Annotated in this window: 13 protein-coding genes; 4 read left to right on the plus strand and 9 right to left on the minus strand. The window is 63.8% G+C overall.

Annotation, left to right across the window (positions count from 1 at the left end; all coding sequences use genetic code 11):
- Positions 1-15: 15 nt before the first annotated feature.
- From ASILVAE211_RS16785 to ASILVAE211_RS16800, 4 genes are all read right to left on the minus strand, one after another.
- Positions 16-1,344 carry an NAD(P)/FAD-dependent oxidoreductase gene (locus ASILVAE211_RS16785; protein WP_227322501.1) on the minus strand — a complete coding sequence of 443 codons (1,329 nt, stop codon included), beginning with the start codon at positions 1,342-1,344 and terminating at the stop codon, positions 16-18.
- A 132-nt stretch (positions 1,345-1,476) separates the two neighbouring features.
- On the minus strand, positions 1,477-3,030 hold the full coding sequence (locus ASILVAE211_RS16790) for a DHA2 family efflux MFS transporter permease subunit (protein ID WP_227322502.1): 1,554 nt from the start codon (positions 3,028-3,030) through the stop codon (positions 1,477-1,479).
- Entirely contained in the window at positions 3,027-4,145 is a 1,119-nt protein-coding gene (locus tag ASILVAE211_RS16795; protein WP_227322503.1) for an HlyD family secretion protein, read from the minus strand. The genes ASILVAE211_RS16790 and ASILVAE211_RS16795 overlap by 4 nt, the downstream gene beginning before the upstream one ends.
- A 16-nt stretch (positions 4,146-4,161) precedes the next feature.
- On the minus strand, positions 4,162-4,689 hold the full coding sequence (locus ASILVAE211_RS16800) for a winged helix-turn-helix transcriptional regulator (protein WP_227322504.1): 528 nt from the start codon (positions 4,687-4,689) through the stop codon (positions 4,162-4,164).
- Between the two features lie 393 nt (positions 4,690-5,082).
- Here ASILVAE211_RS16800 and ASILVAE211_RS16805 point away from each other — a divergent pair, with 393 nt between their 5' ends.
- The 4 genes from ASILVAE211_RS16805 (at position 5,083) to ASILVAE211_RS16820 (ending at position 9,140) form a co-directional block, all read left to right on the plus strand.
- Positions 5,083-6,201, plus strand: coding sequence for a porin (locus tag ASILVAE211_RS16805; RefSeq protein WP_406566074.1), 1,119 nt, complete (start codon positions 5,083-5,085; stop codon positions 6,199-6,201).
- A 103-nt stretch (positions 6,202-6,304) separates the two neighbouring features.
- Complete coding sequence (locus ASILVAE211_RS16810; RefSeq protein WP_227322506.1) at positions 6,305-7,555, plus strand: porin; 1,251 nt, start codon at positions 6,305-6,307, stop codon at positions 7,553-7,555.
- Positions 7,556-7,608: 53 nt separating this feature from the next.
- A complete protein-coding gene (locus ASILVAE211_RS16815) occupies positions 7,609-7,989 on the plus strand; it encodes a DoxX family protein (RefSeq protein ID WP_227322507.1) in 381 nt (126 codons plus the stop codon).
- A gap of 140 nt (positions 7,990-8,129) precedes the next feature.
- Complete coding sequence (locus ASILVAE211_RS16820; protein WP_227322508.1) at positions 8,130-9,140, plus strand: LLM class flavin-dependent oxidoreductase; 1,011 nt, start codon at positions 8,130-8,132, stop codon at positions 9,138-9,140.
- Here ASILVAE211_RS16820 and ASILVAE211_RS16825 read toward each other — a convergent pair.
- The 5 genes from ASILVAE211_RS16825 to ASILVAE211_RS16845 form a co-directional block, all read right to left on the minus strand.
- Complete coding sequence (locus ASILVAE211_RS16825; RefSeq protein WP_227322509.1) at positions 9,137-10,675, minus strand: MDR family MFS transporter; 1,539 nt, start codon at positions 10,673-10,675, stop codon at positions 9,137-9,139. The genes ASILVAE211_RS16820 and ASILVAE211_RS16825 overlap by 4 nt on opposite strands.
- A gap of 108 nt (positions 10,676-10,783) precedes the next feature.
- Positions 10,784-12,766 (minus strand): penicillin-binding protein 1C, encoded by a 1,983-nt coding sequence (gene pbpC / locus ASILVAE211_RS16830; protein ID WP_227322510.1) that lies wholly within the window; start codon positions 12,764-12,766, stop codon positions 10,784-10,786.
- The gene (locus tag ASILVAE211_RS16835; RefSeq protein WP_227322511.1) at positions 12,763-17,952 is read right to left on the minus strand and encodes an alpha-2-macroglobulin family protein; all 5,190 of its coding nucleotides are present in this window, start codon (positions 17,950-17,952) and stop codon (positions 12,763-12,765) included. The genes pbpC and ASILVAE211_RS16835 overlap by 4 nt, the downstream gene beginning before the upstream one ends.
- A 149-nt stretch (positions 17,953-18,101) precedes the next feature.
- Complete coding sequence (locus ASILVAE211_RS16840; RefSeq protein ID WP_227322512.1) at positions 18,102-19,382, minus strand: MFS transporter; 1,281 nt, start codon at positions 19,380-19,382, stop codon at positions 18,102-18,104.
- Between the two features lie 72 nt (positions 19,383-19,454).
- Positions 19,455-21,071, minus strand: coding sequence for a serine hydrolase (locus ASILVAE211_RS16845; protein WP_227322513.1), 1,617 nt, complete (start codon positions 21,069-21,071; stop codon positions 19,455-19,457).
- Between the last annotated feature and the right edge of the window lie 90 nt (positions 21,072-21,161).

Consider the following 21,161-nt stretch of genomic DNA (forward strand, 5'->3'; position numbering starts at 1 on the left):
CCGGTGCCTCGGCCGTCAGGCCGCCCGCTTTTGCCCTGCACGGAACAGCGCATAGTCGATCCGGTCGCGGATGCGAAAATACTCGCCGATTGCCGGCAGCATCCAAGGATTGCCGGTATAGAAGGGGCGGGTGGTGAGCGGGCGCGCTTCGAAAGCGGATGGCGCGGCGCTGCCCAGCATGCGCAGCGCTGTTCGATGGCCGAGCCAGGACGCCATGGCGACCCCGGAACCGCAATAGCCCATGGCGTAATCGACGCCGTCCTGCTGACCGGCATGGGGCAGGAAGTCGAAGGTGAAGGCGACGAAGCCGCCCCAGCAATGGCTGATTTTGGCGTCCGCCAGTTGCGGAAAGATGGTCAGCATCATCCGGCGCAAGCGACGCGCAGTTTCGGTGATATCGATGGGCCGGAAGGTTGCGCGGCCGCCATAGATCAGGCGTTTGCCGTCCGGTGACGGCCGGAAATAACTCAGAATGCGTCTGGTGTCATTGACGGTGGCGCCTGTCGGAAACAGGCTTGCCATCCGTTCCGCGCCCAATTCCTCCGTCGCGATAATTGAACTCTGCATCGGCACGATGCGGCGACGGTACCAGGACAGGGCCGGCGAGGTATAGCCGTTTGTCGCCATCAAAACGCGACGGGCGGTGACGGTGCCACGCGTGGTTTGCAACCGGAATTGCTCTGCCGTGCGAGAGACCTCTGTGACACGGCAATCTTCGATGAACTGAACGCCGAGACGGGCCGCATTCTGCGCCAGACCGCGATGATATTTCGCGGGATGGACAGAGGCGCATTGTTCATGCACCCGCCCGCCCTGGTAATGATCCGTCGCGATATAGTTGCCCTGGCATCCCTTCTGCACCATCTGCATCGGCAGGCCACGCCGCTGGTATTGCGACATGCTGCGTGCGAGGGATTCGTAATGGGCGGCGGTATAGGCGCCCATGAAATGATCGCCGATCCGGAAGTCGCAATCTATGGCAAAGCGTTCCATCTGGTTCGCCATGAAAGGCACCAGTCCGCGCGCTTCCCGGCTCATGCTTTCGGCAAGCTCCGAGCCGAGGGATTTGGCCATATGTTCGGGCGTATCATGCAAGGCGCCGGTGATAAGGCCACCATTACGGGTGCTGGCACCATGGCCCAGGGTTTCCGCTTCGATCACCAGCACGCTATGGCCGGCTTCGGCGAATTCCAGCGCGGCAGACAGGCCGGTTAAACCACTGCCGATGACGGCGACGTCAAAAACCGTTGTATCCGGTTGCCAGTTCACCAAGCCGGAGATGCGTTCGGGCCACCAATAGGGCAAGCCATCCGGGCGATAGTCACGGGTGAAAATATCGTCCATCGGCGAACCCTTTGTCGGCATCGCCCGTGGCGTTATCACCCATAAAAGGTATCCACCGGCCTAGCCTCAGACGAAGGTGATCACAAAGGTGGTAGTCTGTCCAGCAGCGTCGCGATTGATATTGTAACAGGACTAGTGGGAGGCGGGCGCGGATTTGGGGGCGCCGACCTTGCGCAGAAGCGGAGCCAGCAGGGTGGCGACGACGAAGGCCAGCATGATGGCGCGGAAGGCATCGGCAAAAGCCAGCGTCCTGGCCTCGCGATAGGCGAGATCCCATAACTGTTCCAGCGCGGCGCTATGCGCGACCGCGGGCCCGCCAGGCAGCACCGCGTAACGCTCCGTCATGGATTGCAGGAACTGGCCCATGGGCAGGTTTGCCGGTGTCAGGTGGCTGACGATCCGCTCGAAATGCAGGTTGGTCTTGTCGTTTAGGATAGCGGCGGAGACCGCGATCCCGACAGCGCCGCCCAGATTGCGCATCATGTTGAACAGGCCACTGGCATATTTCAGCCGGTCCGGCGGCAGGCTGCCAAGGCCCAGGGTAACGCTGGGCGCGACGGCAAAGACTTGCGGGAAACCGCGCAGTATCTGTGGAATCATCAATTCTGCTGCGCCCCAGTCATGGGTGATGAAGCTGAAGCTCCACATGGACAGACCGAAGCAGGCAAGGCCTGCCATCAGCAGCCAGCGCGTGTCGAAGCGGCGGGCCAGGATGATGTAGACGGGCGTGCCGACCAAGGAGGCGACGCCGGTGGAAAAGACCGCAAGCCCGGTCTGCCACGCACTGAAACCGCGCACATAGCCAAGAAAGAGCGGCGTCAGATAGATGGTCGTGAAGATGCCAATGCCGGTCACGAAGGACAGCAGGCAGCCGAGAGCGAAATTGCGGTTGCCCAGCGCGCGCAGGTCCATCACCGGGTTGCGGTAGGTCAGGCTGCGCAGCACGAACAATGTCAGTGCAATGCCCGCGATCCAGGCCGTGGCGGTGATGGTCTCGTCGCTGAACCAGTTCCAGCGCGTTCCTTCCTCCAGCGTGTATTCCAGCGTGCCGAGGCCGATTGCCATCAGCAGGATGCCGAGATAATCGGCGCCCCGCAGCAGCGACAGATCGGGCTTGTCGATGCGGACCATGGTCGGCACCAGAAGCGTAATGGCGAGGCCGGGCAGAAGGTTGATGTAGAACAGCCAGTGCCAGTTCAGCGCGTCGGTAATCCAGCCGCCGATGACGGGGCCGAGTGTCGGCGCGGTGGAGGCGATGGTGCCCACAACCGCCGCCGAATAGACCCGGCGCGACCCCTGGAAATAATAGAAGGACGACGTAAAGACGGTTGGAATCATCGAGGCGCCAAGCAAGCCTTGCAAGGCACGAAAGACGATCATGCTCTCGATGTTCCAGGCCAGCCCGCAGAGCATGCTGGACAGCGTGAAACCGGCCGCCGAGATGGTGAACAGCCAGCGTGTGGAAAAGACCCGCGTCAGCCAGCCCGAAAGCGGAATCATGATGATCTCGGCGATCAGATAGGCTGTCTGTACCCAGCTGATCTCGTCCTGTGCTGCCGACAGGCCACCGCCGATATCCTGGAGTGAGGAGGCGACGATCTGGATATCGAGAAGTGCGATGAACATGCCGCCGCACATGATGGCGAAGGGCAGGATGGGCGGATGCTTATGTCCGGCGTCGGTCACGGCGCATTCCGCTCCTGCCGGATGTCGACATTGGCGACAGTGGACAGGCCTGGGCGCAGTAGCGCCGTTGCCGGATCCTTGTCGTCAAGTATCAGCCGCACCGGCACGCGCTGCACGATCTTGGTGAAATTGCCCGTCGCGTTCTCGGCCGGGATGACGCTGAAGACGGCGCCTGTGCCGGGGGCCAAGCTCGCCACACGGGCGTGGAAGACATGGCCCGGCAGCACGTCGGCCGTGATGGTCGCGCGGTCTCCATCGACCATATGGGTCAGCTGGTCTTCCTTGAAATTGGCATCGACCCAAAGACCTGTTGAGGGGATGACCGAAACGAGATAGGCGCCGGCACCGACGTAACTGCCCTGTTCCGCGGCGCGATTGCCGATATAGCCGTCGATGGGCGCGCGGATATCGGTATAGCCAAGATTGAGACGGGCCATTCTCAGGCTGGCCTGCGCCTGTGCCAGATCCGCGCGGGCGCCTGTGATCTCAGCGCTCAGCACCGTCAATTGCTCGTGCCCACCCTCCAGCGCGGCTGAGGCGGCAGCCAGATTGGCGCTATCCTGCTGTGCCAGGGAGTCCGCGCGTTGCGAATCCTGTCGCGACCCGGCGCTGGTCGCGGCCAACCGCCGATAGCGGTCGGCGTCACTCATCGCGAAGCTCAGCTGGGCATTCGCTGCCGTCAACTCGGCGGCCTCTTGCCGGATGGTGGATTGCTGAAGCACATAGCGCGCCTGCAATTCGTCCAGTGACGCCTGCTTGGCGGAGACGACGGCCTGTGCATTGTCGGCGGCCGCCTGATAATCGCGCGGATCAAGTTGTATCAGCAACTGACCTGCATGCACGAACTGGTTGTCGGCAACCAGAATGTGCCCGATGAAGCCGCTGACATGCGGCGCGATGGTGGTCACATCGCCGCCGACATAGGCGTCGTCTGTGCTTTCGATGAAGCGGCCGTTGGTCCACCAGTCATGCCCGTACCAGGCACCTCCGGCGATGACGGCCAAGGCCACGCCCATTGAAGCCAACCGTTTCAGGCTCGGGCGCTTACGAAGGCGTGTCGTGGTATCAATCGACGGCGGGAAGGCAGCGTCTCTGCCGGAAGTTGCGTCGGACATGGGATTTTCCTGCGGGTCAGGCGTCTGACAGAAGGGCGGCGGCGACTTCCGCTCTAAGTGCCGCGCGTTTCGCGTGCCGCGCGCGGAAGGCATCGCTGGCGCCGGGACCGGGCGCTGTGCGGAAGGCTGGCGCCTCGATCCGGCGCAGGCTGGTGGCATCCACCATCACAGGCTCGGCAATCGCGCCTGTCTCGGCATCGACGATAACGAGGCTGGCGCCGTCTGGTGCGAAATGGCGGTTGCCCCAGGCCAGCAGCGCCCACAGTACGGGACGGAAATCCTTGCCCTGTTCCGTCAGCACATATTCGTCGCGCGGCGGCCGTTCGCTGTAGCGCCGTTTCTCCAGCATTCCGGATTCGACCAAGGCGGTCAGACGCCGGGTGAGGATATTTGGGGCGATGTCCAGATTTTTCTGGAATTGCTCGAAACGAGTCGAACCAAGCAAGGCATCCCGCAGAATGAGGATGCTCCACCATTCGCCGACCCGTTCCAGGCTGCGGGCGATGGGGCATTCCAGATTTTCGAAGCTCTTGCGGCGCATCATCCGAGCCCTGTCACTATCAATATGAAAGTGATGATCCGAATCACTACTATCATGCAAGTGACATCGCCGCATGGCGGCTAAGCACTGATCAGCCGAAGCAAACAGCAGGGCGGCAAGATCGATCGTGGATTTATTTCGCAATGCAAAAAATCACACTTGATTCAATATAAATTATTGTTCACCATAATTTGAGGTGAAATTTATTATCAAATACTGATGTGGAATCGTGCAATGCGTTCTGACTTAGCTTGGCCTGTAGGCGGAAAGTCTGTCCGGCGATCTCTGATGGTGACTGCGGCGGTCCTGACTGCCGCACTCGGCTTCGCTGATACAGCGCGAGCGCAGGTTTCAAGTCCTGACTTCACCAAAACAGTCGCACCGGGCTCGGTTGTCGTGCGCCTAGACGGTCGCGTCTCTGCCTGGGTCGGCGTCGATGGGTTCACAGGGCAGAGCTATGCCGGGACGAAATATTCCGGGGCGAGCACGGCCGGCTATCTCCGGCTTTATCCGGGTTTTGATGGTGTCGCCGCCAATGGCCTGCAATACGGTGCCCAGGCAGAAATCCGTGAAAATACCGAGACCAGTTCGACAGCCGGAGCAAGCACCGAGACGCTCTATATCCTGCGCGACTTCGGCTATCTGGGCCTGCCCCAGTTTGGGCTCGTGCGGTTCGGCCAGCAGGAGGGTGCGCTGTATCTGAACGACACCGGTCGTTTTGAAAGCGGCAAGGAAGCCTTTGATTCCGGTGGCTGGAATGGCGACGTGCAGAATTTCTTTGTCAATGCATCGGCCCGGCCGATCTATCCCTGGACCTGGAGCAACAGCACGCGCACGACGGATAAGATCGACTATATCACGCCGAGCTTCAGCGGCCTCAGCTTCGCGGTCAGTTTCGAGCCGAACCAGACGGGTGAGAATTATGCACCGGCCGTGACCTCGACCACGACCAATACCGATCTGCGCCGCAATACCTTTGAAATCAGCACCAGCTACAGGGCCAAGTTCGACGGCGTCGGCCTTATCGTTGACGGCGGCTACATGAATGCCGCTGCGGTCGCCTATAATACCACCGCCAATACGCAGCCCTATCAGGGCCTCAGCGTCGGCAGCCTGGGTGCGACCGTGAACTATGCGGGCTTCACCGTCGGCGGCAATACGAAGTTCGGCAATATGAACGGCCAGTTCGAGCCCAACTATAAGGGGGCGGCGAACGCGGTCGGCTGGCTGGCCGGCGGCATTTACTCAACCGGTCCGCTCAGCATCGGCGGTAGCTATTTCGTCTATGACAGCCAGGGTGACTATTCGCATCCGACGACCGAAGGCACACGCCGTGAAACCGGTGCCGCCGCCGGTGCGACCTATATTCTGGTCCCCGGCGTGAAACTGTTTGCGTCCTACCTGTACGGCACGCGCCATCAGGACGGGTACAACTTTCTGTCGGGCAAGGCCGGCAGTGCCGAGAACGACACCACGGCCCAGGTCTTCGCCATCGGTACCTGGATCTACTGGTAAGGCTTTCCCATATCAGGACATGACCGCGCGTCATGTCCTGATACCCAGATCCCGGCCGCAACCCGTGCTATGCGATTTCTCACGATGAGGTGGGAATCGCGCAATGCGTCGCGGCACTAGACTTTGGGCGGCTAAGGCCGCTGCGATCGTGCTCGGGCTCGGCTTTACCGGCTCCGCCAGCGCCCAGGTTTCAAATCCCGATCTCACCATGGCCATCGCCCCCGGCTCTGCCGTAATGCGGCTCGGCGGGCGTATTGCTGAATGGTACGGCGTCAGTGGCTTCACCGGCCAAAGCTATAAGGGCCGGAAATATTCCGGATCGGGATTGGCGGGCTATATCCGCCTTTACCCTGGCTTTGACGGTGTCGCCGCCAATGGTTTGCACTATGGCGCTCAGGCCGAAATTCACGAAAACACGGCAAGCAATTCAACGGCCGGGGCGATGGGTGGAACGCTCTATATCCTGCGCGACTTCGGCTATCTCGGATTGCCTCAACTTGGGCTTCTGCGTTTCGGCCAGCAGGAAGGCGCGCTTTATCTTTTCGATACCGGCCGCTTCGATAGCGGGCCGGATGGTTTCGATGACGGCGCCTGGAGCGGCGACGTGGAGCATGACTTCGTCAAGGCCGCCGCGCGCGCGATCTATCCTTGGACCTGGAGCCGCACTATCCGCACCACGGATAAGATCGACTATATCAGCCCGACATGGAGCGGCGTGAGTTTCGGCCTCAGCTTCGAACCGAACCAGACTGCCGAAAACGACGCTCCGGCCGTAACCTCGACCACCACAAGCACCGATCTGCGCCGCAACACCCTGGAACTCGGTGGGCGGTACAAGGCAGTCTTCGACGGTATCGGTCTTAACGTCTCCGGCGGCTATATGACCGCAGGCGCGGTTGCGTATAACACGCCATCGAATACGCAGCCCTATCAGGGTCTGAGCGTCTGGAGCTTCGGCGCGGAATTGAGCGATGCGGGCTTCACGCTCGGCGCCAATACCAAATTCGGCAGGATGAACGGGCAATTCGAGCCCGATTATAAAGGCGGCGCGACGGCCGTCGGTTGGCTCGCGGGTGGCGCCTATACAATCGCCAAGTTCAGCTTCGGCGGCAGTTATTTCGTCTATGACAGCCAGGGCGATTGGTCGAGCCCAGCGACCGAAGGCACCCGGCGGGAGACGGGTTTGGCGGCCGGTGCCAGCTATGGTCTGATGCCGGGCGTCAAACTGTTTGCGTCCTATTTCAACGCGACGCGCCATCAAGACGGATACAATTTCTTGGCCGGCGAGGCGGGCAGCTCTGACAACGACACCATGGCACAGGTCTTCGCTGTGGGTACCTGGCTCTACTGGTAATCCCCGACCCAGCTATCACGTTCTGAGCGGTGTCAGACTTCGAGGAAAAATCCGTGACTGTCAGCCGACGTATCGTACTCGGCTTCGTCTTCCTGTGGTTCTTCGTCGGCGGCATAGCCCATTTCGCGCTGACGACGACGGAGATGGGGATTGTCCCGCCTTGGCTGCCCGACCATCGGGCGCTGGTGCTGATCAGCGGCGTCTTCGAATTGCTGGGTGCGGCCGGCATTTTACTGCGGCCGACGCGCAGCCTGGCGGGATGGGGTCTTATGCTGCTGACCGCCGCCGTGACGCCGGCCAATATCTTCATGTGGCAGCACGCGGCCCTTTACCCGGCCATCCCCTATTGGGCGCTTGTGCTGCGACTGCCGGTCCAGGCGCTGCTCATGCTGGGCATCTGGTGGTCAACCCGGCCTGTTGGTGCCTCTGGCTGATCGCCCGGATTGAGCGGCCCATGCCCCTGTTGCAGGCCAGCCTCAGCCATCGCCATCGCCCCAAACGCATAGTGCGATGCTTATATACCTGTCTTAGCGGCGGCCCGGCTTTGCCTGGGTGACCCGGATAGGAGTGACTGATGACCACATTCTCGATCCTCGACCTTGTCCGCGTGCGGGAAAACGGCACGCCGCGCCTGGCGCTGGATCATGCGCGCGACCTTGCGGCGCATGCGGAAGACTGGGGCTATGAGCGCTTCTGGGTTGCCGAGCATCACAATATGCAGGGCGTCGCGAGTGCCGCGACTTCGGTGGTCATCGGCCATATCGCGGCCGGCACCAAGCATATCCGCGTGGGTGCCGGTGGCATCATGCTGCCCAACCACGCGCCGATGGTCATTGCCGAGCAATTCGGCACGCTGGCCCATCTTTTTCCCGGCCGCATCGATCTCGGTCTGGGCCGCGCACCTGGCACAGATCAGACGACGGCCTATGCACTGCGCCGGTCCTTCAACAATGCCGACAATTTCCCGCAGGATGTGCTGGAGTTGCAGGCCTATCTCTCGCCAGGGGTAGAGGGTCAGCGCATTCATGCCGTGCCCGCCACCGGCACCGAAGTGCCGCTATGGATTCTCGGCTCCAGCACATTCGGCGCCCAGTTGGCCGCCCAGCTTGGCCTGCCCTTCGGCTTCGCCTCTCATTTCGCGCCGGATATGCTGATGCAGGCACTGGATATCTATCGCAGCCGCTTCAAGCCCTCGGCCCAGTTGGCCAAACCGCATGCCATGGTCGGCGTCAATGTGATTGCGGCGGAAACGGATGAGGAAGCGACCTTCCTTGCCACCACGCAGCAAATGTCCTTCACCAATATCTTCCGGGGGGCCAGAGGCCTGAGCCAGCCGCCGATCGCCGATATCGAGACCTATTGGTCGCCGATGGAAAAGGCGCAGGCCATGCGGATGCTGCAACTGAGCATCATCGGCTCGACGGAGACCGTGCGGCAGGGATTGAACTGGCTGATCCGGGAGACGGGCGCGGACGAGCTGATGATCGTGTCCGACGTCTATGATCACGATCTGCGGTTGCGGTCTTTCCGTCTGATCGCCGAGGCGATGGGCGTCTTGCCTGCGGTGGCCGCCGCCGCCGACTAATGGCCGATGGTCGGGCCTGCGGGCTTGGCCGAGGACTGAAGCGCGATGTCCCGCAGCCCGGTGATCACCAGAAGGGCAAGAACCAGCAAGATGGCTGTCACCAGATAGGCGAGCGTAAAGCCGGCGGCGAGGCCGTGGCGGATGGCGTCGTGGGCATGGGCGGATAGCCCGTCCAGCGCATGCGTGCCCTGGCTGAGGGCACCGAAATCGATCGCATGGCGCAAATGGGCGGCGTGTTCAGACTGGCGGAAACGGAGGGTCAGCAACGAACCCGCGACCGTGCTGCCGAAGGCGCCCCCGATGGAGCGCAGCAGCAGCAGCGCGCCGGTCGCGGAGCCGATATCGCGATGCTCGACAGCATTCTGCACCACCACGATGGAGGTCGGCATGCACATGCCGATACCGCCGCCGAGGAGCGCGCTTTCGATCATGATGATGATGACACCGGTATCCACGGTATTGAGGGTGAGAAGCAGGAAGCCGAGGATGGCGCCGGCAAGGCCCACGAGCAGGATCAGTTTCGATTTGCCCAGCCGCCGGGCGATCAATCCCGCGACATAGGAGCCGGCGGTGCTGATGACGAGAAAGGGCATGACGAGCAGGCCCGCCGTTTCCGGGCCATAGCCGTGGACGAGCTGGAAGTTGATCGGCAGCAGAAAGGTCGCGACGAACAGGCCGAGCGATCCGAAAAAGGCAACCGAAACGCCGCGCAGGAAAATGTCGTTCGTAAAAAGGCGTGGCGGCAGCAGGGGATCGGGCGCCCGCCGTTCCTGCATCATCAGTCCTGCGAGGAGAAGCACGCCCAGCAGCCCGGTGGTGATGACCGGCCAGGACAGCCAAGGATAGGCGGCGCCGCCCCAGCTCAGCATCAGCAGCAGAGCGGTCACGGCGCCTGTCAGCAGCAAGGCGCCGGGGATGTCGATCCGGCTGGCGCGCGGCACCACAACCAGCAGCCGCAATGCCCGGTCGCAAAGGACGATGGCGAGCAGGCCCAGCGGCAGATTCATCCAAAAGATCCAGCGCCAGCTAAGCCCTTCCGTGACATAGCCGCCGATGACGGGGCCGGCGATGGAAGCCACAGCCCAGGTTCCGGCCAGATAGCCCTGATAGCGCCCGCGTTCGCGCGGGGAGACCACATCGGCGATGGCAGCCTGGGCCATAGCGAACAGCCCAGCGCCGCCGATGCCTTGCAGGCCGCGTGCGATGATCAGCTCAGGCAGATTCTGCGACAGCGCGCAGAGCGCCGAGGCGGCCATGAAGATAGCGATGGCCGGGTTCATCACGGCCCGTCGTCCGTGAATATCGGAGAGCTTGCCGAAAATGGGCGTGGCTGCCGTCGATGTCAGCAGATAGGCGGTCACGATCCAGGCGAGATGATCGTAGCTTCGCAGATCATGGGCGATGGCCGGCACGGCGGGGATGACGACAGTCTGGTCCAGCGCCGCCAGCAGCATGCAGAGCATGATACCGAAGATAACGCGCAGGATCTGAGCATGATTATAGCTCTGGCGCGGGGATTCGGAGATGGACGTCATCTTGTGACGCTAACGGATGACAAAAAAGAAGCTAGGCTTGAGGCCCCATCAACGGCTTTGTGAAAGCGCGCGGCTGCCCTGCAACGAAAAGTCTTGGTCGCGCCAGCGTCAGTTCCCGGCGGTGACGCGGATGGCGGCCTGGACGGCTGCACCCGCCGCATCCAGCACGGTGACATGATAGAAACCGGGGCCAGGCGGCAGCCATTGCGTTTGCCGCAATGCGCCAATGGAGGATATCGGTGCATTGTCAATCAGGAAGCTCAGCGGCCTTTCACCGCCCATGGCTTTCAGATCGAGCGGCCCCAGCCCTTCGATAACGGCGCCGGGCGGCGGAAAGAGCAGGCGCAGCGGATCGGCGGACGGCGCGGCCGCGAAGGACAGCATCCGCGTCTCGGGGGTCACCACACGCGGGGCGGCTGGCACGGCGCTGAACAAACGGGCCAGGATCGGCAAGGCATGATCGGCGGCGGCACCGCTATCCATCGCCGTGCCATCGGGCCGGCCGACCCAGACACCGATGATATGGGTACGGTCGAAGCCGAAGGCCCAGTTGTCGCGGTCGCCCCAGCTGGTTCCTGTCTTCCAGGCGATCCCGCGCGCGGTCGTCTCATTCGGAAAGGGTCGGGTCAGGATATCGGCGACCGTTTGCGCCGCTGCCGGCGATAGCAGGCGATGGCCTATGGGCTTGTCGTCGAAAAGCGTCAGTGTCTGCACCCGACCATCGGTCGCGAGGCCTGCGTAAAGCGCCATGAGCTGGCGCATGGAAAGCCCGGCCCCGCCCAGGATGATCGGCAGGCTGGGCGCCGCATTGCGCGGCAGAACAAGCGGCGTACCAGCCGCCGTCAGGGCAGCGCTGAACCGCAGTGCGCCGTAGCGTGCCAGCAGACCAACGGCCGGAAGGTTGAGCGATCGCCGCAAGGCTTCCGCCGCCGTGACCCGTCCGGCAAAGCGCCCGGTGAAGTCTTCCGGGTCATAGCTGCCAAAGCGATCCGGCGCGTCGGCCAGCAGCGTGTCGGGATGCGCGAGACCATCGGAAAAGGCCAACGCATAAAGGAAGGGTTTCAGCGTCGAGCCGGGACTGCGCAAGGCGCGCGTGAGGTCCGTCCGGCCGGCGCGTGCCGTGTCGTTCCAATCGCCAAGCCACAGCGCTGACAGTGTCCGAGACTTGAGATCGCCGACCATCACCACCAGCGCCACCTTCGGCGGCAGGCCGGTCAAGGCGGCCTGCGCCGCCGTATCGACGGCTGACTGGATCACCGGATCGATGCTGGTCAGCACCACCGGCGGATGCCGGACGGAGGCCAGAAGCTGCGGCACAGCGCGGGGCATGGGGAAGCGGTGAAGCGGCACCGGCTCGGCTTGCGCGGCGGCGACCTCGGCGGGGGTCAGCAGGCCGCGCTGTCCGGCGAGTGCCAGAATGCGGTCGCGCAACCGCTTCGCGGCCAGTGGATGGCGGTCAGGCCGCAGCGCTTCGGGCCGGCGCGGCAGCGCCACCAGCAGGGCGGCTTCCGCCGCATCCAGCGCGCCGGGCGGCTTGCCGAAATAGGCGTAGGAGGCAGCTTCAACGCCGACCAGATTGCCGCCGAAGGGCGCCAGCGACAGCCACAGGCCCATGATGCGGTCGGGCGGCAGGCGTCGCCACAGATCGATGGCGCGCGCCGTTTCCAGCAGCTTTGCGGATAGGCGGCGCGGACGCGGATCCAGCAGCTTCGCAACCTGCATGGTGAGCGTGGAACCGCCGGAGACGACATGGCCAGCGGCGGCCCATTGCAGACCGGCGCGCAGTACGGCGCGCGGGTCGACTCCAGGCTCCGTCCCGAAACGACGATCCTCCACCGTGACCAGCAATTGCCGCAGGAAGGGGGAGACATCATCGGCCGAGGTTTCGAACCGCCAGACCCCGCCGGGCGCGGGGGACAGCGCCAGCAAAGACTTGTCGGAGGCAAGAATGCGCGTTCCCCAGGCGTTTGCCGCCGGCATCGGTGCCGGGTCAAAGCGGCCCAGCGCCGCCAGACCGGCCCCGCCTGCCGTCAGAGCCAGCAGGGCAGCGAGGCCGGCAAAGCCGAGCCGTTTGATTCGGCGGCGCGTCACGGGGCCGCTGGGGTGACCGTGATATGCACCGTGCCTTGGCGGGCGAAGATCGCCGGCCGGTACATGTCGGCGACGGTAATGCCGGGATATTCGTATGTACCCGGCGTGACCGCCCGTAGAATGACGGCGAGGCGAAAGCTCGCCTGGTCGCCCGTCAGGCTGATGGCGGCGGCATAGCGGTCATCGGCGGCGGCTTCGCTGTCGGTCGCGGTCAGCGTGCCGAGCCAGTCCATGCTCGGCACATCGCCGCCCGGGAAGCGCCCGGCAATTTCCCAGCCCGCCGGCAGCCCGGCAAGCACGACCGCATGATGGTCCTGCCCATCCGTCGCCTGACCGTCGATAACCATGGCGAAGGTCGTATTCTGGGCCAGCTTGTCCGGGTTGAGTTCCGTGCCGTCCATGGCAAAGAAATGCCGATGCACGACGATGCCGGCATGGGCGGCGGCAGGCGCGACGGTTGGCACGCCCTGCACAACGACGCTTCCCGGCACCATGATCTTGCCGGGGTTCTGCACGGTCAAAACGGTCGCCAGCGGCAGGTTGATGGCGGGTGCCGGGCCGAGACGCTTCCCATTGGCGATGAGCGTCACCGGTCCGCTGCTGGCTTCCATGGCCGCCGCGGCCGCCCCTGCCCAGGCTTGTTCCTGGGTATTGAGGTCATCGGGATTGAGGTCGGATCCAGGCAGCGCCGCACGGATGGATGACAGGCGATCATTCATGACGCCGCTTTCGGCGATCAGCACCGCCGTCGCCAATTGGTCGCGGAGGGAAGACCCGTAATCGCCATACCAGGGCTTGCGGCGGGGGTCGGCAACTACCGAGGCGAAGATCGCCTTGGCCTGATCGACCTGCCCTAGACGGGCGAGGGCGGCGGCGATCTGCGCGCGCGCCAGGGGCGTCGGCTCGGAGTCGACGGTGGTCGCCGCCACGCGGATGGCACCGGCTGGGGCCTTGCCGGCCAGCGACAGGACATAGAGCGCATAGGCCTGGGACGCGTAATCGTCCGGGCTGGAAGGCGGCGTTGCGATTTCGGTCGTCAGCCATCCCATGGCCTGATCGATCATCGGCTGGGGCACGGCGGCACCGGCCTTCTGGGCGCGCAGCAGCAGGTCGGTCGCATAGGCTGTCAGCCAGGGCTCGGCATCGCCGCCGGAAGACCAGAGGCCGAAAGCGCCGTCGTAACGTTGGCGGTCGGCCAGCGCCGAGACGACCTGCTGCAAGGTCGCAGCGCGATCCGGTCCGGCCGCCGCACCCGTCAGCATGGCCAGCGGCAGGCCACGGCTGGTGAGCTGTTCCAGGCAGTTCAGCGGATAGTCTTCCAGCGCGCGGACCATGGCCGCCGGGTCATAGCGGACACCAAGACCGAAAGCCGCGCTCGCCCGCCAGGTGCCTGGGATGAAGGCGGAGGTGTCAGGCGTGACCGCCAGCGCTGGGCCGCCGGGCGGCAGGTTCAGCACCGTCACCTGCGCCACCGGCGCACGGGCGGAATGGACGCTGATGCTGCTGTCATGCACGACATGAAAGCCCTTCGGTCCATCGGCCGTGACCGTCAAATCGCCCGAACCGGCGCCCTTGGCCGTCAGCGCAATCGGCACCAGCAGCCGCTGCTGAGACGCGAGCGTGACCGGCGCGGGGTCTTTGCCCGTCAAGGTTAGCGTACCAGACGTCTTCACATGCAGGGTGAATTGACCCGGTGGAAGTTCCAGATTTTGCAGCATAATTGCAATCTGCGCCTGATCGCCGGGGGCGAGGAAGCGCGGCAGCAGGGGCTCCACGATTGCCGGGTCGCGCATGATGATATCCTTGCCCAGACTGCCGCTTTGGTTGCCGCCCCAGCCGACCGCCATTAGTCGCAGCGTGCCGTCGAAATCCGGCAGGTCCAGCGGGAAGGTCGCAATGCCGTCCGGCCCGGCCTGCACCGGCCCGGCAAAAAGCGAGACGATCTTCTGCGGAATGGGCGTGGTCGAGACGTCAATATCGCCGCCGGCGCCTTGGCGCAGGATGGTATTGGCGGCGCCCGCCGGGGCCAGCAGGCGCGCCCAGTCATCATGGATCCCGACGCCGAGCGTCCGCTTGCCGAAGAAATGGCCGAGCGGATCGGGCGTCTGGAAATTGGTGAGCGACAAAATGCCTTCGTCGACAGCGGCGAGCGTCACCCAGGCGCCGGGCGTCGTCTTGACGGCGAAGCTGACCGTCGTGCGGGGGCGGTAGATCGGCGCGGTCTCGATGCTCAGTGGCAGGGTGCGCGGCTTGGGGTCAAGCGCCACCCAGGTCAGGCCGATGGCGCGGGCCGGGGCCACCTGCTTGTCGCCGTCCGACGTCGTGCCGCCGGGGCGGAACACATGCACGCCGATATAGGCGCCCGGTCCCCAATCGGCGGTGACCGGAATGCGGACATCGAAACTGGTCGCGGATGGCGTGAGGTCGATCAGGCGCTTGATGCGATCCGTCATCACCAACACGGTTGCGGTGCCGGCATAGGGCGCCTCGACATGGATGGTGGCGGTATCGCCGGGCTGATAGCTCTGCTTATCGGCGCGGACGGAGACGCGGGCCGGCACATCCGGGTTATCGCCCACCGCCCAGCCGGAATAGAAGATGGCGGAACTGGCCGCCATGCCACCGCTCGCTTGCAGCACCTGCAAGCGGTAGCGGCCGAAGGGCAGATTTTTGCTATAGGCGACGGGCGCGCCGCCGGCCGGGATGGTGATGTCCTGGCTATCGACAGGCTCCTCCCGCCAGACCGTCTCATATCTTGCCTGACCGTTGGTGACGGACAGGCGCCAATCCGGCGTCTGCCGCACCAGACGGACCTGCACCGGCATGGCCACGCGCTTGCCGTCCGGCGCCACGGCGACAATGCGAAAGCCCGCCTTGGCATTCTCATTGACGGAATCGCCGGAAAAATCCTCGGCAATGCCGATCATCGGTGCGGCCGGGCGGATGGGAACGGTTGTAGTGGCGCCGACACTGCGGCCAGCCGGATCATTGATCGTCGCCGCCACCTGCGCTTGCAGGGCCAGGCTGGTATCGGGCAGTTTCGAGAGATCGACCGGCACGGCGGTATTGCCGCTATCGTCGGTCGCGGCAATATCGGGCTGGGACTGGCTGGATGTGAAGGCATCCTCCGCCAGACCGAAACTGTAATCGCTGAAATCGGCGAAAGGCGTCTGATTCGGGACGATGGTGACTGTCGCCGAGCCTGACAGATCATTGCCCGGCGCGCCGTAGAGAAAGCGGACATTCACCGGCAGGTCGGTCTCACGCCCTGGTTCCAGGATGGTCGGAGCGCTTTTCGGGAATTCGACGGCGAGGCGCGGCGGCACGAAAGCATCGACCGTGAAGCTTTGGTCCGCGATGGCCGGGCCCTGGGGATCGGTTTTGAGCACGATATCCCAGGTGCCGAACTGTGCGCCCGATGACAGTGTCACAGCTTGATGGATGGAACTGTCGGCCGCGCGGGGTGGGACGGTATCCTGAAACACGCGGCCGTCGGGCCGCGTCACGATCAGATGCAGCGGCAGGTCGGTCGGTGCGCCGCTTTCATCCCTCAGCAGCGCCATGACCTGCACGGTCTCACCCGGGCGGTAGATGCCGCGATCGGTCCAGATGAAGGGATCGACCGGGCCGGGCTGCGGCAGGCCGGAAGCACCACGGTCGGACAAATCGAAATCGGGTGCCGTCAGGTCAAGCCGGGTAAAATCCCCGTCCGCGCCGCGGATATGCAAGGCGGCTGGGGCAAGGCCGTTCTGCCCGGCCAGCAGCGGCTGGGCGAAATGAACGATGCCGTCATGATCGCTGGTGCTGCTCGCCAGAATATCGTTGTCGGTCGCGATCAGGTCGACCTTGGCATCCGGGATGGGCAGTCCAGACGCATAGCTGCGAATCTGCACGGTGTCGCCGTCCGTGCCGTGCCAGACGGTCGGTGCCAGATCGGTGCGCAGGATCAGTTGCACGGCGCTGGGCGCATTGCCATCGGCGAAGGGCGTGCCGTCACCCGGTGTTGCGATCAGAGCGTAAAGACCCGGGGCCGAGAGCGCGGCGGGCAGCGGCAACACCGTATGCGTCAGCGCATTGCGGGAGAAATGCGCGATATCGGCGCGGCCGGACCAGACGGTGGTGCCTTGGTTCTGTGCCAGATCCTGTGCGCCATAGGTATCAATGGCACCGTTGCTCGGCGGGTAGGTTTGCATGACATGCAGAAGGTTGCGCTCACCGATCTTCACCAGCGAGAGCTTCACGGCCGAGAGATTGACGGCGTCGAGTGCGACCGTCGCCAGCGCATCCTTCGGTTGCAGGAAGCGGGCGCCGTCGAAAACCAGACGGGGCGCACGGTCCGGCATGGCGACCGGCACGGTCAGGTTTTGCCGTAGCGACAGGCCGCCGTCCCCTGGCATGCCCTGGCGGAAAGTGACATCGGTTTCAGCCCCTGCGGGCAGGCCGGTAATGCAGATCTGACCGGATTCCAGCGTGACGGCGGCATCCTTTACGCTGGGTTGCAATGTCACCCAGTCGCCGGGATGAAAATCGGGCGAGGTCGAAGGATTACCGAGGAAAGTCAGGCAGGCGCGGGCCGGAAAAGCCTCGGCGTCGGTCGTGAGGCCGCTGAACACCAGACCGATGGCCTGCCGGCGCTGAGCGAGCGCCGCCTGGACGGCCGCATCGTGCGGCAGGCGGCGCGCAATGGCGGCCATGACCTGCACTTCCGGGATCGGCTCCTTCAGTGCCGCCAGCGACGAACGCATCAGTTGTAGGGCTGCCACCTGGTCCGCCACCTGCGTCGGGCTGTTCTGATCGACGCTGGTGAACGCCAGCCAGGCCGCGTCTAAAGCAAGCTTCGGCTGGCCGGGCGAAGCCGCAAGTTCCGCCTCGGCTAGGACGGTCCAGATCTGACTGTTCGGAGCGGCGTTCTGGCCCAGGCCGCCGATGAGCATCTGCAAGGCCGGCAGCGCCTTGGCGTAATCCTTGGCGTCGAGCGCGGCCTTGGCGGTGTCGGCCGCGACCTTGAGCTTGGCTTCGGTCAGTCCTGCCGGATAGGCGGCGCGCAGCTTGGCGGCAAAGCCGTCCGCGTCGCTTTGCAGACCGGGAAGATTGATCTCGCTTGCCGCATCCTGCGCCCGCGCCTGGGGTGCCAAGGCAAGCACCGATCCAAGCGCGAATATCGTCAAGCGGCTGAGAAGCGACATTTTTTTCTCCCAGGACAGCGGGTCTTTGCCTGGGTGTTTAAGCCGTTGCGCTGGGCTTTGATATCCCGCCCTGACAGGACAAGGCGCTTGTCACGGTTTTCTCATCCCGTCCGCCGCCCGGTCTGGTTTGGGGTTGCGGGTTTCGGGTTTCAGGTTTCGGGCAGCCGGTCCTCATCTGGGCGATGAAACAGAGTGACGATGACGGCCGAACACAGCGACAGCGCCCCCATGAGCCAGAAGGCAGCGGTGAAACTGCCGGTCAGAGAGACGACATAGCCGGTCAGGCTTGGTGCCACGAAGGCGGCGATTGCCAGCCCGGCATCCATGATGCCGAGTGCGGTACCGGCCTGCTGGCGCGCGACATCCACACCGGCTGCGAAATAGACGGCATTGGTGCTCATGTTCAGCCCGACCGCGAGAGAAATGAACAGGATCGCGATGGTGCTGTTGCCGGATATCACAACGGGAATGACGGCAAGCGCCGCGCCTAACTGGCTGACGATCAGCAGATAGCTGCGGGCTACGCGCAGCCTGCCGGTTCGGCGCAACAGATAATCCGAGAAGGGTCCGCAGGCAAAAAGCAGGACCGCCGCGACGCTCCAGGGCAGGAAGGAGAAGAGGCCGACAGTGCGGATGCTCAGATGATAATGAGTCTCCAAAAAGCTCGGCAGCCAATTCATGAAGAAGAACAGCGAATAGCCGAAGACGAAGAAGGCGAAGGTATTGGCGGCCAGCGTGCGGTTGCTCAGCACCAAGGCAATATCACGCCTTCGGAAGCGATGGTCAGTCTGCGCGCGTTCAGTATCGGCGATCAGCCGCATTTCCGCAGCATTGACGTGAGGGGAAGCGGCAGGGCGGTCGCGAAACAGCCAAAGCCAGAAGGGAATCCAGGCGAGCACGAGAAGGCTCAGAACCCCGAACATCAAGCGCCAGCCGGCGACGGACAGAAGAGCGGTCAGAAGCGGACCGCCGATTGCGAGCGCCACCGGCACGGCCACGATCACGCCGGCCAAGGCGGTCGCACGCTCGGTGACCGGCAACCATTCGGCCAGGGCTTTGCTCGCGGCCGAGAAATTAGGCCCTTCGGCCAGACCCAGCCCGGCGCGTGCGGCCAGTAGCGACAGGGTGCCGAAGGCCAGGGCTGTGCTGCCGATCGCTGTACTCCAGACCAGGGACGCGATGAGCAGTATGATCCGCGTGCCCCACCGGTCGATGGCGACGCCGCCGAGCAGCGTGGTGACGAAATAGCCGAGCCCGAAAACGCCGAGGATCACGCCCATCGTGGCAGGTGTCAGATGGAATTGACGGCTGATATCCGGCACGGCGTAAGCGATGGCGGAACGGTCGATATAGTTGAAGACCGTGATGACAAAGAGAAGAAAGACAATCCACCAGCGAAAGCGGGAGGCAGTCTGGGTGCTGGAAGGCATCGGGCTTCGTTCCGCCGGTCAGACCGTCATCATTGCGTCGATTTCGATCCGGCGCCAGGGCAAGGGCTGTCTTTAGTCCTGTCGTCGTGCGAAGCGGTTGCGGCCGGTATCGGCATAAAGGTCGATGGCGAAAGACGCTGCTTTGCCGGCCGGGCCGGGTGTGAAGGTGACGGCTCCGACCGAGCCCACCGGCGCGCTTTCGCCGGCGGGTGTATAGACGAAGATATCGCCATCCCAATGACGCAGCGGAAACTCGGTCGCGTGCGGACCGAGTTGCAGGGCCAATGTGTCGCCATGCCGGACAATATGGGCGTCGCCGAAATAATCGTTGCCATAGGTGCCGGCATAATCCGCAAGCGGTTCGGCCGGCCTGGGGTTTGCGGGCGGTGTCTTGCCCGCCAGGGTGCCTTCCGGCGCCATCAGGGGGACCATGAGCTGCCCATAGTCATGCAGCCAGTCGCGGGTCACGTAACCGAACTGGACCAGATCCATGAACATGGCGTTGAGCGCTTCGGCGGCGCCGGTGGGCGGCGCGTTGGTCAGCGTGATGATGCCGATGCCGGCCGAAGGGATGATCACGAAATTGGTCGCCGCCCCCAGGCTGAAGGCGCCGGAATGGCCGATGCTGGTGCGGCCGGAGGCTTGCGTGCCGACATTGAAACCATAGCCATAGAGGCTGGGGCGCGCATTCATGCTGGCGGAATGGCCGGCGACGATCTCGCCGGTCACCGCCGGCAATAAGGCATCGCGGTCGACGACAGGCTGCGCGTCATAGACACCATCCTGCATGACCATGGCCATCCATCGCGCCATGTCGTTGACGGAAGAGCTGACACCCCCGGCCGGCGATTGCGCATCGGGTTGGGGCTGATACTTCGGCACATAGGCGCCGTTCACCAGGATGTGGCCAATGGCCCTGTCCGGCCGTTTCGCGAAATCCGCGAAGCGCGAGCTTGTCGATGTCATACCAAGCGGGCGGTAGATCGCGTCTTCAGACAGGCTGGCCCAGTCGGTTCCGGCGGCAGCGGCCACGGCTTCCGCCGCCGCCGTCAAGCCGAAATTGGTATAGGCATAGGTATCGCGGAAGGAATGCAGCGGCAGATAGCGAAGCCGTTGCAGGATTTGCCGCTGATCGTAGCCGAGGTCCTGGATGTCGTCGCCGGCGTGATCAGGCAGGCCGGAGCGATGGGCATACATATCGGCGATGGTGACGTGCTGCGTCACCCAAGGGTCATCCAGTGCAAACCAGGGCAGGTGCTGGACGATAGGCGTGTTCCAGCTGATGACATGCTGGCCGACCTCGTGCGCGACAACTGTCGCGCCGACAGGTTTGGACAGGGATGCCAGCAGGAAGACCGTATTGGCGTCCACCTTGTCGGGCGCGCCCATGCGACGGACGCCAAAGCCTTTCGCGTAGACGGTGCGGCCATTGCGCACGACCGCGATTGCCATGCCCGGGATGCCGCTCTTTGCCATGACCTGCGTGGCAAGCGCGTCCAATTGCGCCATGGCCCGGTCGATCTGTCCCGGTGGTATCGGCACGCCAGTCATTTCCGGCGGGGAAACTGAATTATCGATCGGGGGAGCTGAGGGTGGCGAGTCGGCGCGGGCCTCGTGAAAAGGCATAGCGAATAAGGTCGCGGCCAGGATGCCGCCACGAAACAGCCAGGGGAGGGGATTGCTCATCATGGCCCACGAATCTCTCTACCGGTCGATACGGGAGAGTGGGGCGCAAACCCAGATCGCCGCCAGCGAAAATGTGAATGCTGCGGCGCACAA

The sequence above is a fragment of the Acidisoma silvae genome (assembly GCF_020618775.1).
GTDB classification, from domain to species: Bacteria; Pseudomonadota; Alphaproteobacteria; order Acetobacterales; family Acetobacteraceae; genus Acidisoma; species Acidisoma silvae.

Excerpts from the sequence above, each read along its gene's own strand:
- ASILVAE211_RS16845 (WP_227322513.1), bottom strand. The coding sequence starts at position 21,071 with ATGATGAGCAATCCCCTCCCCTGGCTGTTTCGTGGCGGCATCCTGGCC.
- ASILVAE211_RS16785 (WP_227322501.1), bottom strand. The coding sequence starts at position 1,344 with ATGGACGATATTTTCACCCGTGACTATCGCCCGGATGGCTTGCCCTAT.
- ASILVAE211_RS16820 (WP_227322508.1), top strand. The coding sequence starts at position 8,130 with ATGACCACATTCTCGATCCTCGACCTTGTCCGCGTGCGGGAAAACGGC.
- ASILVAE211_RS16810 (WP_227322506.1), top strand. The coding sequence starts at position 6,305 with ATGCGTCGCGGCACTAGACTTTGGGCGGCTAAGGCCGCTGCGATCGTG.
- ASILVAE211_RS16795 (WP_227322503.1), bottom strand. The coding sequence starts at position 4,145 with ATGTCCGACGCAACTTCCGGCAGAGACGCTGCCTTCCCGCCGTCGATT.
- ASILVAE211_RS16825 (WP_227322509.1), bottom strand. The coding sequence starts at position 10,675 with ATGACGTCCATCTCCGAATCCCCGCGCCAGAGCTATAATCATGCTCAG.
- ASILVAE211_RS16840 (WP_227322512.1), bottom strand. The coding sequence starts at position 19,382 with ATGCCTTCCAGCACCCAGACTGCCTCCCGCTTTCGCTGGTGGATTGTC.
- ASILVAE211_RS16835 (WP_227322511.1), bottom strand. The coding sequence starts at position 17,952 with ATGTCGCTTCTCAGCCGCTTGACGATATTCGCGCTTGGATCGGTGCTT.
- ASILVAE211_RS16800 (WP_227322504.1), bottom strand. The coding sequence starts at position 4,689 with ATGATGCGCCGCAAGAGCTTCGAAAATCTGGAATGCCCCATCGCCCGC.